Source organism: Niabella aurantiaca DSM 17617 (assembly GCF_000374125.1).
In the GTDB taxonomy this organism is placed as follows: Bacteria; Bacteroidota; Bacteroidia; order Chitinophagales; family Chitinophagaceae; genus Niabella; species Niabella aurantiaca.
Genome location: NZ_KB893647.1, coordinates 196,036 through 211,071, shown reverse-complemented (window position 1 = coordinate 211,071; position 15,036 = coordinate 196,036). Strand labels below are relative to the sequence as shown.

The following is a 15,036-nucleotide window of genomic DNA, read 5'->3' as shown; positions in this document are numbered from 1 at the left end:
TTATAGGTTATTCATACAGGTTCATAACACCCTTTAGCTGGTATAATTTTGTAGCAATATCCGCCTGTTCTTTTACACGATCGTTATATCCGCGGATCGATTCCGAAATCTCCGACAGGTACCGTACCCTTTTACCCGGGATGATGGACCGTTCCAGTTGTACGGTGCTTTGAAAGGAGATCGTTTCCGCCAACGCGGTGCCGCATTTTTTGTTGAGGGTCCGGATCACTTTCAGAAACAGTTCATTGACGCCCGGATCATTAAATTTTGCCGCAACCGTTCCGGTTACCGGAAGATCTGCATCAACGGCATTCCATAACTGGTGATTTCTGCGGTACTGTTTTTTCACCTCCATCAGCGCGTCTGCTGCTCCTGCTTTGTCAGATTTATTCATACAGATCAGGTCTGCATAGTCCAGCATATTGATCTTCTCCAGTTGGGATGCCGCACCGTATTCGGGTGTCATCACATACATGCTTACATCCACATACTCCACAATAGAGGCGTCACTCTGTCCCACCCCCGCGCTTTCCAGAATGATCAGGTCAAATGCCGCCCGTTTACAAACGTCGATCGCTTTTTGCACCGATCCGCTTAAGGCCACATCATCGCCGCGGGTAGCCATGGAGCGCATATAGGCCCTGGGATGCGCAATGGCGTTCATCCGGATCCGGTCGCCCAGCAGCGCTCCTCCTGTTTTCTTCCGGGATGGGTCCACGGAGATCACCGCCACCGTTTTATCCGGGTAACTGTTTAGAAAGCGCCGCACCAGTTCGTCGGTTACCGACGATTTTCCCGCGCCACCTGTGCCTGTGATCCCCAAAACCGGAACGTTTACAGGGCCGGCCGGTTCCGGCAGATGAAGCCGGAAGGCATGCTCATTGCCCGTTTCGGCCAATGTAATGGCCCGGGCTATCAAACGGATCTCCTTTTGCTCACTTAAAGGCGGTTGCCCCGTCCAGTGATCCGGAGCTTCATTAAATGCCTGCATCGCACCGGGCGATGCCGCCATCGCTATAAGGTCATCGATCATCCCCTCCAGGCCAAGCTGTCTTCCGTCGTCAGGACTGTAGATCTTTGCAATTCCATACGCATGGAGCGCTTCGGTCTCCTGTGGCAGAATGGTGCCGCCGCCGCCGCCGAAGATCCTGATGTGCCCGCAACCTGCTTCATCGAGCAGGTCTTTCATGTATTTGAAGAACTCGATATGCCCCCCCTGGTAACTGGTAATGGCAATGGCATGCGCGTCCTCCTCAATGGCACATTCCACGATCTCCTGTACGCCCCGGTTGTGTCCCAGGTGAATGATCTCCACCCCCTTCGACTGCAAAATCCGGCGCATGATATTGATGGCGGCATCATGCCCGTCAAACAGCGAAGCAGCCGTCACCATCCGTAATGTATTCTTTCTCATATTTCCCGAACAATTGTTAGCAAAAATACGGCTTCGGGGGCACGGTTCCACGTTTAACGTTTAAAGTTTCACGCTAATTCCATTTTTATGCTCAACGCCCGGGCCGATGAATATGATTCAATTAGCCGGATATCGTTGAAGGTTATTTAGGGGGCGATGTTCCCTCCGGAAGTCCGAAGCATTCCTTTGGAGATACCGAACTCCGCTCGGAGAAAATTATGCGGCAGCTACACGATCCTGCTTTTAATATTGAAGTTGTTTAAACTTTTTGTTCATGATCTTCTTTTTATAAAGAAATGTCGTCCTGAACCTCAGCACGACATTCGTAAGGCAAATTGTGGTCTTTTATACTTTAAACTACCTGTTTTGTAAAAGTTTAAACAGCTTCATTTTATATTACCGAAGGAACATTCATTTCGATACGGCCACATTCTCAAACGCTCACATTTGCACATTCGCAAATTTTCGATTCAGAATCCCTGTAAATTTGCCCCAATGAATCAGCGGGAACTCTTTTTACAGCATGTAGGACAAACTTCTGCAGCGCCGCTGGCCCTTGAAATTTCGAAGGCCAGGGGTTGCAGTCTTTTTGATGTGAACGGTAAAGAATATATTGACCTTATTGGCGGCATCAGCGTTGCCAATACCGGGCACGGCCATCCGGAGGTGATCGCAGCCATCAAAAAACAGATCGAGGACTATCTTCATGTAATGGTTTACGGCGAGGTGGTCCAGAGTCCGCAGGTGCGGTATGCCAAGCTTCTTGCCGATCATTTACCGGCCGGGCTGAATTCGGTATACTTTACCAATTCCGGAGCAGAGGCCGTGGAAGGAGCCATGAAACTGGCCAAGAGATACACCGGCCGCACCCGGATCATTGCAGCCAAAAATTCGTACCACGGCTCTACCCAGGGAGCACTGAGTATCCTGGGCGATGAATACTGGCGCAATGCCTACCGCCCGCTGCTGCCGGACATCCTGCATATTGATTACAACAGTACCGGCTGGCTGCACCAGATCGATGCCTCGGTTGCCTGCGTTATCCTGGAAACCATACAGGCGGAGGGTGGTGTGATCGCCCCGGATAAAGAATGGCTGCAGGCTGTGCGGGAACAATGTACTGCAACCGGCGCCCTCCTGGTACTGGATGAGATACAGGCTGGTTTTGGAAGGACCGGGAAGCTATGGGGCTTTGAGCATTTTGATATTGTTCCGGATATCCTCTTACTGGGAAAAGCCCTGGGCGGGGGAATGCCCTTAGGTGCTTTTATCAGCGACCGGAAAATTATGATGTCACTGACAGAAAACCCCGTGCTGGGTCATATCACCACTTTTGGCGGACACCCGGTTTCCTGTGCCGCAGGATATGCCGCTCTGCAGGTTTTGCTGAAGGAAGCGCTCGCAGAAGCCGTTCCCAAAAAAGAACAGCTGTTCCGCTCCTTGCTGAACCATCCCAAGATCAAAGCGATCCGTTCCTTTGGACTTTGGATGGCAGTGGAGTTCGATTCTTTTGAAACCAACAAAAAGATCATCGACCGGCTGCTGGAAAATGAAGACCCGGGCGTATTTACCGACTGGTTCCTGTTTGCGGCATCCAGCTTTCGCATCTGCCCCCCTTTAACCATAACAGAAGAAGAAATAAAAAAGGCCTGCAGCCAGATCTCTAAGGTTTTGACAAGCTTATAGATCTTAACAAGACCTGTTAGGTTTATAAACCTGACAGGTATAAAAAACGATCATGAACGAACAGGAAAAAATAAACGCGGCTTTAAAAGCGGTATCGTTTGTCAGGGACGGACAAACAGTAGGATTGGGAACCGGATCTACGGCCTATTTTGCCATACAGGAGATCGGGAAAAGGGTCCGGGAAGGACTGCAGATCCGGGCCATTCCCACCTCTGAAGCAACCCGGCAGCTGGCAGAAGAATGGAATATCCCAATGGTCAACATCAACGAAATTCAAACGATCGATGTTACTATTGATGGAGCCGATGAATTCAACAGCCGGCTTCAGCTGATCAAGGGCGGTGGCGGTGCTTTACTGCGGGAAAAGATCGTAGCATCCATAACCGGAACACAGATCATCGTTGCCGATGCATCGAAACAGGTAGAAAAGTTAGGCGCTTTTAACGTTCCCGTTGAAGTGATCCCTTTTGCAGCCAATGCCGTTGCCCGAAAACTAAGCGCCCTCAATGGAGCGGCCACCCTCCGGGTTAAGAACGGAAATACGTACATCACGGACCAGGGCAATCATATCCTCGATGTCAGCTTCGGATTGATCGGTGAGCCGGAGATCCTGGCGAAAGAGCTGGACCATATCACCGGCGTTGTAGAGCACGGATTGTTTATTGATCTGGCCGATTATGTTATTGTTGGAAAGGGCGAAGAAGTGGAAATCCTTACAAAAAGAATATAACGTTTAAAGTTTGTGCCTCCACGTGCAAATTGAAAACTCAGAATGACAACCTGCTGTAAAGTGACTTTTAATACAATCTCTTTAGCGAAGCTGTAATTTCATAAGTGCCGTGGGCACGGCTCATCATGCCCCGGGCCCCTGGCGCTCTGTTGCACCTTTGGACTTATAAACGGGTTGAAACCCGTTCTTGCCGGATCTTCCGAGGCCATGCCTCTTTTGCTAAAATGATCGTTGAACCCCGCTTTTTACAGATGGCGGCTGCAGCGAAGCCCTAAGTAAAGACGATAAAAAGCCGGTACCTTTTAATGGTTATACGGATACTCCCGGATCGTTTTTAAACAGCTTCTTAGATCTAACGTCTATCCTCTTTTATAGTGTCAGTTGGATCCGGTTCCCTACTTGAGCCGGGACTTCAATTTCCACACGCTCAAATTCGCCCTTTACAAATTCAGCCGGATGCTTCCAAAAACACCAAATTTGTCGGTGGTGCTCCGGAGGGCGTCTTTCGGCAGCAACCGCCAGATAAAATCCACCCGGAGAAAATGAAGGATATTATCGATGCCCGTTCCTACTTCAAGATAGGTTTTTCCATCCAGCGACTGGAAGGTATGCCCTTCTTTAAAGTTCAATCCCTTATTGGCGTCCGATAAAGAACCCCAAAGCGCTTTAACGGTGTAAAACTGGCGAAATTTCAATGCGGGGATCGCCTTAAAAATACCATTGCCGATATTGTGCTCAAAATTAATACCGAGGAACTGGTCGTGGATGAACTCATACCGGTTCATCATATTGAATGCATACTTGTTGTAATAATACAGCTCGTTGCCCGGTGCTACATTTAAGAACGTATAAGGCAGGGCACCAAAGGTTTTGCCACCATAGGCCTGGTACGAAATGATGCCAAAGGGAGGCGTTTTTATATTATCGGATATACTTCCCTGTACCTTCGTATAATTGTAACGGCCGCCCAATAACCCGGAAACTCCTTTTGAGAGGGTTGCTTCCACAATCGGATAAGGGCTTCCCAGGCTGCTTCTGTAGAAATGCGATTCGATGAATTTTTCCTGAAAAGCATACCGCAGCCGTAATGAGATTTCCGTTGCTTTCAGCTGGTGGCTGCCGGTACCAAAGGAATCGGAAGGAACCAGGTTCTTCAGCGGCGTATAGGTCCGGGAGTTCAGTCCCAGCAGTGTCGAAAACCCACCGCGTGTTTCATTAAAAAAATCGAGCTGCCACTTTTCCAGGTTAATGAATTTCAGAGGTATATCGGGTTTGCGTATCGCAAATGCAAAAATATTATCCGAAGTGATCTCGCCAAAATAGACCTGTCCGAAGTCCAGGTCATTTTTATATCCAAGATACCAGTAGCGACGCGGGTCTTTTTTAGGAAGGTAAAACAGCTCGCCTTCCCCTTTTAGTTTCTTGTCCCCAAACCCGTAGGCCAGATAGGTATGCCAGCGGAATTTTTTATTAAAATGCTTATTGCTGGCAATATCAAACCGCGTCCGGAAACCCTCCCAGGCATTTCCGGTAAACCAGTTATAGGCCGACCCCAGCTCTATATTGCCGATATTGATGTACCCGGTAGCCAGAAACCCAACCTGCCGGGTGATCCTTTGAAAGGGTGCCGCATTTACGATGGTGTCCATCATTTTGATGATGCCTCTTTCTGTGGCCGTCAGCCCCTCGTGCCGGGCACTGTCCCAGTAGATCCGGTCTTTTTGTGCCGAACCTGCTTTTACAATAATTTCTTCCTGCGTTTTGTTGCGCAGCAGGCGGTTCCTTACGGTGGTATCATTTACCAGCACATGCTGATAGGTGCTGGTCTTGCGCCCGATGATCCCCGGCACCCGGTTATTGAAGGGAGAAAAATCAACCACCAGCTTGTCTTTTGAAATAAACCAGGTGCTGTCGTTGATCTTCTTATATTCCTGTATCAGGCTCAGCCGTTCCAGAAAATTGATATCCGCCTTTTTGTCCAACCGCAGGTTCATTTTCTGAATGGCAAAACTGCCGCCTTCTACCCAGCAATCTCCTTCAAAGGTATTCATCCCCTGGCGCCGTGGGATAAATACCAGGTGATAGTATTTTATTCCCCCGATGCGTTGCGTATCGCTTACATTGTATTTATAATAGAAATCCCCATTGCTGCTTACCGGGCTGATAAATTCTTTGTTAAATACGTTGATGAAATCATTGTATACGTTGATGACCTGGTCCATTCCGCCCAGGAATTTCACCATGCTTTCATTTTTAATGCCATTGGTGTTCACCCCTTTGATCTCCTCTCTTCTGCGCAGCGGCCGCTTTTGAAAATAATAATCCGAAAGGGATTCTGTAAGATAGGTGGGCAGCACTTTTATTCCTTCCGAGCTGTCCAGGTTCTTTTTGATGAGCTCATTCATTGGCCGGAACGGCTTTATATTGGCGATCTTCTGAATACTCCGGATATTCTTCAGGTCCATTTCGAGTTTATTGTACAGCTCATAATAAAAATTATCAAATCTCCGGAAACGGTCGTTTTCGGGTTTGTGCTTTACAATATTTTTCCAAAGCCAAAGCCCCAGGTCTATTTTTGCCTTTACCACCACACCGTCGTCATAGGTCCTCGGCTCCAGGTAAATGACCACCGGCTCCTTAAAAGCGCTTGTCAGCACCAATTGCGTTTCATAACCCACGTTGGATATCTCCAGGGTGTCGGAGGGCCACTGATCCGCAGCAAAATGAAAGTTTCCGGCAGAATCCGCTATAAATCCGGTGGTAGTGTTTTTAAACTGGAACGAAACGAACGGCACCGTTTCTTCACTATGCTTGTCCCTTACCACACCGGAAAGACGGTTCTGCGCCCATAGGTTCCCCTGCAGCCATACGATCCAGCACAATAATACCCATCGCTTCATGCGCATTCTCTCAAAGGGTTTTCAAAACTTTCAGTTATGTTCATCCGTATATTTGCTCGTTTAAAAGCGGCCGTTTTTTCCGGAAAGAGCAGTGCCGGTGCTTCATTTTTGTACTCATCACAGGGAGATCCGGAACGTTTCATGGCCTAAAAGTAAAATAAAGATTTGTTATGTTATCAATTCACCGCTTTGTCTTCAATCCCTTCCAGGAAAACACCTACATCCTTTATAACGAAACCGGGAAATGCCTCATTATTGACCCGGGATTTTCCAACGAAACGGAGCTGGAAGAATTTGTCCGGTTTATTGACGAAAAAAAACTGGAACCGGTTTACCTGCTCAATACCCATTGCCATATCGATCATATCCTGGGCAACCAGTTTGTATATGACACCTGGAAACTGCCGTTGCACATCCATAAAGGCGAGCAGGTGGTTTTACAGTCCGGACCCAAAGTAGCGGAAATGTACGGGTTCTCCCTGGAGGCCTATACCGGACCACTTGTTTTCCTGGAGGCCTCCGATACCATTTCCCTGGGCAGCGATACGATCACCCTTCTTTTCACACCGGGACATTCACCGGCCAGCCTGTCATTTTACCATAAAGAAAGCGGCATCCTCATCAGCGGCGATACGCTTTTCAGCGGAAGCATCGGGCGTACGGACCTGCCTGGGGGAGATTTTGCTACGCTGGAGCATTCGATCCGGACCCGGCTGTACACCCTTCCGGATGATACCAAGGTTTATTCCGGTCACGGACCTGGTACCAGTATCGGGTATGAAAGAAAACATAATCCGTTTGTAAATGAGGGATGAGTGAAGTTCCGGGTTTAACGTTTCAAGTCGGTCATGGTTTTGAGGGAAACTTCACATTTAAGTTCCAGAACCCAATTGTGAAACATTAAACCTCAAAGGTGCAACCTCTAATACCTCCGGATCTGCTCTTTTAGCAATTTACGGGCAAAGTGGATCCTGCTTTTAATCGTGCCCAGCGGTTCCTGCAGGTATTCAGCTATTTCCTGGTATTTGTATCCTTCAAAATAAAGACGGAAGGGTACTTTAAATGTTTCCGGCAGACCCTCAATGGCCGTATTGATCTCTTTTTCCCTTAGGGAGCTTTCTGCAGTATTGACCACAGAGACCTGGCTCATATTGATCAGATAATCTTCCGGCGTGCTGTCCAGTATGGTTTTACGCTTTACATTTCTACGGTAATCATTGATAAAAATGTTGCGCATGATCGTAAACAACCATGCTTTTATATTGGTTCCCGAATGGTATTTTTCCGAATTTGCCAGCGCTTTGTATAAGGTTTCCTGGTAAAGATCATTCGCTGATTCTGAATTCTTTGTAAGATTTACAGCGAAAGGCTTCAGAAAATCGGCATTGTCTACCAACAGTTCGTTAAATTCTTTATTTGCCATAACCCGCCTTTTTTGAAATTTGTCTAAATTAAAGCTTTACCCGGTAAGCGCAAAGCCACCCGACCAATTATAACAAAAAGTTTACCGTTTGATGGCAGCTGACATAGAGGCAGGGCGTTAAGCATTGAGATGTGAGAATCGAGATTGGAGCTGTCAGCTTTAGGCTATTTAGAGGCTGTTGTTCAATATACGGCCGTTTGTAAGCAGCTCCTGGAGCTTTACGGGGATTTCCAGCGTTTTCAGACGCTCCATATGTCCGGTGTGATGCAGATCGGTTCCCACAAGCGAATAAAAATCATGCTCCAGCAGGTACCGGGCTATTTCCTGCACACGGGCACCGTAACCACCGGTTACCGAAAGCAGGTTGAGCTGGAACAGTACTCCGTTGTCCTTTATTTCATGAAACAGGTCCCAGTTTTTATACAGGTACACGTACCGTTCGGGGTGGGCCAGTATGGGCTGGTATCCGGCCATCTGTACATCAAACAGGACATTTTTCATCGACATGGACTGATGCATAGTGGAAAATTCCGTCAGTACCAGGCTATCTTTAATGGTCAGGAGGCGCTCATTCTTTTGCAGCAGATCCAGCAGATGATCATCCAGAAAGTATTCCGCTGCCGCTTCGATCTCTATATCGATTTGATGCGCTGCCAGGGCTTTCCGGAGCCGGTCCAAACCCCGCCCGATGATCTCCGGGGTGTTTTTATACAGGTCCCAGAGCACATGCGGAGTCGTGATCAATTTGGAGTATCCCAGTTCTTTAAAGTTCCGGATCAGGGCAACCGAGGTTTCCATATCCGGCGAACCGTCATCAATTCCAGGGATCAAATGCGAATGCATATCGGTCTTTACCAAGGTGTAGTCGATTTTTGTTTTCCTGTTTTTTCTCGAAAAAAGACCGAACATATATTTTATGAAATTGCGGACAAATATAAATTTTAATCCCGAATCAGTCCTCCGTCAGCCGGAAAACCTGATCATAAGCAGAATATGTGCCGTCCGCCATCCTGTCACCCCGGGGCAAGCCGGGTATTAAAAAGGGGATCCGGAATGGTTCAGAAATAACCGCGGGCAGGTTATACATTGCTTTGATGCAGCGGAAGCTCCCGGAGTTGTTCTGAAAAAACAGGCCGGACTTCTTTATTGAAATGTGCATTCCTGTTCAATAACGAATAATACAAATTCCGGAAATCCGAGGCCAGTCTTGTTACTCCAAAACGTTCGGAAACAAAGCCGGCACTGTTCTTTCCCATCGACGCCCGCAAATCATCATCGTTCACGAGCGAAAGCAGATGGTTAAAAAGTGTTCGTTTGTCCTCAATCCCCGCCAAAAGCGCCGTTTCTCCTTTATGTACCACGTCCTTAACCCCGCCTACGTTTGTGGAAACGATCGGTTTATTGGCAGCCTGGGCCTCGATCAGGCTTACAGGCGTACCTTCATTAAGCGAAGTAAGGCAAACAATATCCAGACCGGCGTTCACTACATCCATATCCGATCTCCAGGACGTAAAGACCAGTGGCCGTTCATGAAACGCCTCCCCTTTCAGACAATAAGGAATATTCAGGGCCGCCGCTTTTGCCTGGATCTGTGGTCCTGATGTGCCGTCTCCCACAATAAACGCTCGTACCTTTTTAGTGGTGTTTTTAAGGACATAGGCCAGTGCCTCCAGGAACAGGTCATGATTTTTTACCGGAACCAGCCGCCCGGTAATGCCAATGGCGATCTCATCATCAGCCAATCCAAATTCTTCCCGGAATGCTTTTCTCTTTTCTTCCCTGCCCTCCATAAACCGCTCCAGCTCAAAACCCAGCGGGATCACATGAAATTTATTTTCTTTTGCTACCCGGTATTGCCGGGCCAGCTCCATCTTCTGTTCCGGGCTAATGGCAATCAATGCCGTGCTCTTTTTTGCCAGATAACGTTCGATATTCAAAAAAACCTGGGTTTTAGCCCTGTTAAAGTAGGAATGGAAAACATGTCCATGGTAAGTATGTACCACCACGGGAACTTTCATATGATGTGCCGCCAGCCGGCCTACGGCGCCTGGTTTTGCAGCATGCGTATGTACAATATCCGGCTTAAACGCTTTGATGATCTCGGTAAGCCGGTGGTATGCCTTATAATCTTTCCCTGGATGGATCGAACGTCCCATTTCCGGGACCAGCAGGGGTTTGATGCCCATTTTTTCGGCAATAAAACCCGCATCCTGCTCATGATATTCTTTTTCACCCACCACCAACAGGGTTTCAAAATCCGGTTCCAGGAACTTGGTAAGGTTCAGTACATTAAAAACCGGCCCTCCTGTGATCAGACGGTTGTGAATTCGCAGTATTTTTGGCATTTTGCAAAAAATTTACACCAGTATGGGATAAAACTTCAATTTTCATCATACAAAATAGCCCTGTTGTTATTGTAATTAACAGGGCTCTCCCGCACAAGGTAAGGAAGTTTTATGAAAACAATATGACAAATTGTATGGATACTGGGGAAACTCCTATTTTTACAGCTGACAAAAGTCTGATTTAAGAATGGTTCAAAATATAACACTACTGGATTATGCGATTCTTCCCTTTGTGTTATCGGTCATTTATATCATTGCTTTCCGGTTCCGCAACCGAAACTACCCGCCGGGCCATCCTTACCGGCCGTATTTCATTGCCGGTCTAACGTTGAAGATTTCCGGGGCTGTATTTATCGGGTTGGTATATGAATATTATTACGGAGGCGGAGATACCATGAACTATTTCCTTCATGCGAAGATCATCAACAGTGCTTTCGGGGATTCTCCGGTAAAATGGCTTAACCTGCTGCTTCACATTCCCAGCGAAAGTACTATCGGCTATTATGATTATATCAGCCGTATGTACTGGTACCAGGATCCTGCAAGCTACAGCGTGGTGGCGCTTACTGCCTTTTTTGGTTTACCTGTCGGCACGACCTACCTGCCTATTGCAACCATTTTTGCAGCCATTTCTTTTACCGGTATGTGGGCGCTGTTCCGGACTTTCGCCCGGATCTATCCTGGATTCGTAAAACCCATTGGCATTGCCGTTCTCTTTATTCCCAGTGTGGTGGTATGGGGCTCGGGAATTTTTAAGGATACGGTTTGTCTCTTTGGACTGGGCTGGCTCACTTATGGTGTTTTCCAGATCCTGATCCAGCGGAATTTTAAACCCGGGAATCTTCTGCTAACTTTATTGAGCTTTTGGCTGGTGGCCCGGGTGAAAATATATATCCTGCTGGCCTTTTTACCGGCCCTGCTGATCTGGGTGCTTTCGGTATATACTTCCAGGATGAAAAATGCCGCCGGACAGTTTCTTATTAAGTTAATCGTCTTATCAGCTGCATTTGCCGGGTCCTTTTATATAATGACATCCCTGGGTGAAGATACGCTGGGGCGCTATTCGTTAGACAACATTGAGCAGACAGCTCAAACAACCAGGGATTGGATCATGTATTCTTCAGCAGATGAAGGCTCAGCTTATGACCTAGGAAAGACGAATAGCATTGGAGATATGATCTTAAAATTCCCCCTGGCCGTAAACGTAACATTGTTTCGACCTTATCTGTGGGAATCGGGAAAACTTATTATTTTAACATCAGCTCTGGAAGCTTTTTTATTCCTGTTCCTTACACTAAAGGTGATAATTGTTTTAGGGATCCGAAAATGCTGGAAAACAATTATGTCCGATTCTACCATTCAGTTCTGTCTTATTTTCGCAGTAATTTTTGCTTTCGCTGTAGGTATCAGTTCCGGAAACTTTGGCGCCCTTTCCAGATATAAAATTCCGTGCCTCCCTTTCTATTCACTAGCAATACTATTGACTTATTACAAAAATACCCCCCATAGCAAGCCGTTATTGGGCTTTTTGCGAATATAAAAAAGCGACATAAATACCGGATCGGCAGCTGGAAAAAAACCGGCATCTTTTCCTTCTTTCCTGCATCTCAGAGACGTTTTTGTCCGGAAGCGATAAAGATGCAGTTTTTTCCAAATGGACCAGTTATACTATTTTTGAACTCAATTTATTATAAGTATTCCCGTGTCCTGTAAGTATGAATGAATTGCATATGCAAGAATATAAATTACCAACTCCGATACCGGATGTCAGCAACATAATCTATCCATTTGTAATCCTTTGTTCCACCTATGCATCCTACAAATAGCGGCTATATTGTAAGTGACATCTGCGACACACTTTTTTATTCCAATACTACTTTTGACTTCATTAGCTTTTGCATCCGGAAAAAAAAAGTACCCACTCTCAAAATAGCCTCCTACCGGTTATTCCTGTCAAAGACAAGTCCCTTTTTTTACTGCCTCGCTGTTCTGCAAAAGATACGAGGAAAAGACTACCTGAAAGCCAGAGCATTGAAGATATTCAAAGGCGTTCCCATTGAAAAGATGGAACAATGGACGGAGGAATTTTATACAGAAATACTTCGTCATTCAAAAATACAGGAGACGCATACACTCTTAAATCGGTTTGATCCCGAAAAGATCATCCTCGCTTCCTCCACCATTGAACCGGTTGCAAAGCTTATCTCCAAAAAGCTTCCAGCGGGCCGTTATGTAGCCACCAGCCTGGAAATAAAGGGAAATGTATATACCGGCAAAATCCGTAGAGAGATTAGCGCCAGAAAAATGAAGGCCATTGAGGAAATAACAGCCCCTTCCGAAATGATTCATATGGCCATAAGTGATAATCATACGGATCGGCAGCTATTGGAGACCGCAATCGAAAAGATTGCCATCTGTTACAAAAAAAGCGATATACTATTCTGGAAGAAGATACCTGGCATAACTATTTTAACCCTTTCAAGAAAGCATTGATGCAAAAGATACTGTTGGCACTTCCCATGGGATATTTCATAAAGACGCGTTTAAATACAAAAGCGGCGATCATCTTTCATGGCTACGCTGAATTTTTGCTGGGCATCTTGTTACTGATCTTTTTCCAAACACCCCTTAAAACGGCATTAACCCATTTCGCATTGGGCTATATTGCATTTATATCTCTATATGAAATTGGCTATATCTATAACGACTATATCGCCGTCCGCTTTGAAACCAATCCGCGAAAACGTCTTGAAAAATGGAAAGTGACAAACGGAGATGTTGCCATATTTATATTACTTCGGTTACTATTTTTTACAGGAATCTCCTTTTTCATCAATGCATGGGGCAATTTTATCTGGGTGGGATTCTATACATTTCTTGTCCTTACCTACGCCCTGCACAATCTTATGTCAACAAAGGCATTTAAAACATTTACATTCGCCAGCCTGGCGGTAATACGATTTTATGCGCCGATCTTCTTTTTTTTGAGGAGCGATCAACTCGGTTTAACCTTGCCGGGAATTCTGATCTTTTACGTTTTCTTCCGCACACTCACTTACATGGACAGCAAAAACCTGCTTACCATCAAAAACAGGGATACCGCCCCGTTTAAAAGCTGTTTTTATCTTATTTTTTTACCGTATTCTATTATTATTTATTTATTTACCAACAATCTGATTACATTATACATAAACGTTTACTTCTTGATATTCTGGCTATCCATCCAGCTTTTATTAAAATTAAAAAACCAAACCCAATAGAGTACCCAAATGGCTAAATCGTTATTTATCACTTATGATGGTCTTACTGACACTTTGGGGCAATCACAAATATTACCGTACCTAACAGGACTGGCTCATAGCGGTCATGCTATTACAATATTGAGCTGCGAAAAAAAAGACCGGCTTGCAAAAAGGAAAAATATTATTGAGGATATTTGCAATGCCGCCAACATCGAATGGCACTATATTACGTTTCATACCACTCCTCCCATTCTTGCAAAATATTATGATCTTTACCTGTTAACAAATCAAGCGATAAAGCTTCATAAAACAACGCGGTTCGACATTATTCACTGCCGCAGCTATCTGGCGGCAGGAATCGGAATGTTGCTAAAAAGAAGATTTGGCGTAAAGTTTCTATTTGATATGCGGGGGTTCTGGGTAGACGAGCGAGTGGACGGTGCAATATGGGACAGCCGCAAATGGGTCTATAGGGTCGCTTACAGAAGCTGGAAATTGAAAGAAGCCGAGTTCATCAAACAATCCGATCATATAATAAGTCTTACAGAAGCAGCGAAACGCGAAATTGAAACCTGGGATGCCTATAATAAAAATACACCTATTACGATTATACCCTGCTCAGCGGATATGCAACTGTTTACACAAAGAACACAAGCCGATCATAAAACAGCGAAAAAGCTATTGAATATCCCTGAAGATGCTTTTGTGGTCAGTTATCTCGGCTCCCTTGGAACCTGGTACCTGCTGGATGAAATGCTTTTGTTTTATAAAACCATTCGTGAAAAACGGAGCAATTCATTTTTCCTGGTACTTTCACCCGATGACCCATCAATTATATACAAGGCTGCATCAAAACTGAAACTGGACAAGACAAAAATCATCGTGCAATTCGCCAACCGGGAAGATGTTCCCAAACTTATCAAGGCCAGCGACGTCAGCCTCAGTTTTATTAAGCCGGCTTATTCAAAAATCGCCAGCTCACCCACCAAGCTGGGGGAGTTATTAGCGATGGGCATACCGGTGATCTGTAATAAAATAGGCGATGTGGAAAAGATCGTGACAGAAAGTGGGGGAGGTTTTATACTAAAGAATCTCGACGTTCCAACACTACAGGAAATAGCAGTAAAGATGGAAATATCTGATATCAAAACGATAAACAGGGACTTTGTCATTTCCTACTACAGCCTGGAACATGCACTTGAGCTATATAGAAACATCTATCAACAAATACGATCGCTGAAATGAGCAAATTGACGGCTTTCCAAACCAGATCGTAAACTCAAACCAGGTACACAA

General features: G+C 45.8%; 11 protein-coding genes. 6 read left to right on the top strand and 5 right to left on the bottom strand.

All coding sequences use genetic code 11. The features are described 5' to 3' along the window. Positions 1-7 precede the first annotated feature (7 nt). Entirely contained in the window at positions 8-1,414 is a 1,407-nt protein-coding gene (locus B160_RS0125430; protein WP_018630787.1) for a cobalamin-dependent protein, read from the bottom strand. 495 nt (positions 1,415-1,909) lie between these two features. Here B160_RS0125430 and B160_RS0125425 point away from each other — a divergent pair, with 495 nt between their 5' ends. Beyond that, entirely contained in the window at positions 1,910-3,100 is a 1,191-nt protein-coding gene (locus B160_RS0125425; RefSeq protein WP_018630786.1) for an aspartate aminotransferase family protein, read from the top strand. Positions 3,101-3,152: 52 nt separating this feature from the next. Continuing rightward, a complete protein-coding gene (rpiA, locus tag B160_RS30125; protein ID WP_018630785.1) occupies positions 3,153-3,830 on the top strand; it encodes a ribose-5-phosphate isomerase RpiA in 678 nt (225 codons plus the stop codon). A gap of 440 nt (positions 3,831-4,270) precedes the next feature. Here rpiA and B160_RS0125415 read toward each other — a convergent pair whose 3' ends face one another. Beyond that, entirely contained in the window at positions 4,271-6,736 is a 2,466-nt protein-coding gene (locus tag B160_RS0125415) for a DUF5686 family protein (protein ID WP_245562282.1), read from the bottom strand. Between the two features lie 164 nt (positions 6,737-6,900). Between B160_RS0125415 and B160_RS0125405 the strand changes: the two genes are divergently transcribed. Further along, on the top strand, positions 6,901-7,545 hold the full coding sequence (locus B160_RS0125405) for an MBL fold metallo-hydrolase (protein WP_018630782.1): 645 nt from the start codon (positions 6,901-6,903) through the stop codon (positions 7,543-7,545). A gap of 107 nt (positions 7,546-7,652) precedes the next feature. Here B160_RS0125405 and B160_RS0125400 read toward each other — a convergent pair whose 3' ends face one another. From B160_RS0125400 to B160_RS0125385, 3 genes are all read right to left on the bottom strand, one after another. Next, complete coding sequence (locus tag B160_RS0125400) at positions 7,653-8,153, bottom strand: RNA polymerase sigma factor (RefSeq protein ID WP_018630781.1); 501 nt, start codon at positions 8,151-8,153, stop codon at positions 7,653-7,655. Between the two features lie 168 nt (positions 8,154-8,321). Then, positions 8,322-9,062, bottom strand: a complete 741-nt coding sequence (locus tag B160_RS0125395) for a tyrosine-protein phosphatase (protein WP_018630780.1) — start codon at positions 9,060-9,062, stop codon at positions 8,322-8,324. A gap of 170 nt (positions 9,063-9,232) precedes the next feature. Next, positions 9,233-10,498: a glycosyltransferase gene (locus B160_RS0125385; RefSeq protein ID WP_018630778.1), complete on the bottom strand. Its 1,266-nt coding sequence runs from the start codon at positions 10,496-10,498 to the stop codon at positions 9,233-9,235. Positions 10,499-10,685: 187 nt separating this feature from the next. On the opposite strand from B160_RS0125385, the gene B160_RS0125380 reads away from it, so the two are divergent. The 3 genes from B160_RS0125380 (at position 10,686) to B160_RS0125365 (ending at position 14,985) form a co-directional block, all read left to right on the top strand. Then, positions 10,686-12,038 carry a hypothetical protein gene (locus tag B160_RS0125380; RefSeq protein ID WP_018630777.1) on the top strand — a complete coding sequence of 451 codons (1,353 nt, stop codon included), beginning with the start codon at positions 10,686-10,688 and terminating at the stop codon, positions 12,036-12,038. Between the two features lie 269 nt (positions 12,039-12,307). Further along, positions 12,308-12,991, top strand: coding sequence for an HAD family hydrolase (locus B160_RS0125375; RefSeq protein WP_018630776.1), 684 nt, complete (start codon positions 12,308-12,310; stop codon positions 12,989-12,991). Between the two features lie 776 nt (positions 12,992-13,767). Next, complete coding sequence (locus B160_RS0125365) at positions 13,768-14,985, top strand: glycosyltransferase (RefSeq protein ID WP_026310026.1); 1,218 nt, start codon at positions 13,768-13,770, stop codon at positions 14,983-14,985. Positions 14,986-15,036: the final 51 nt, after the last annotated feature.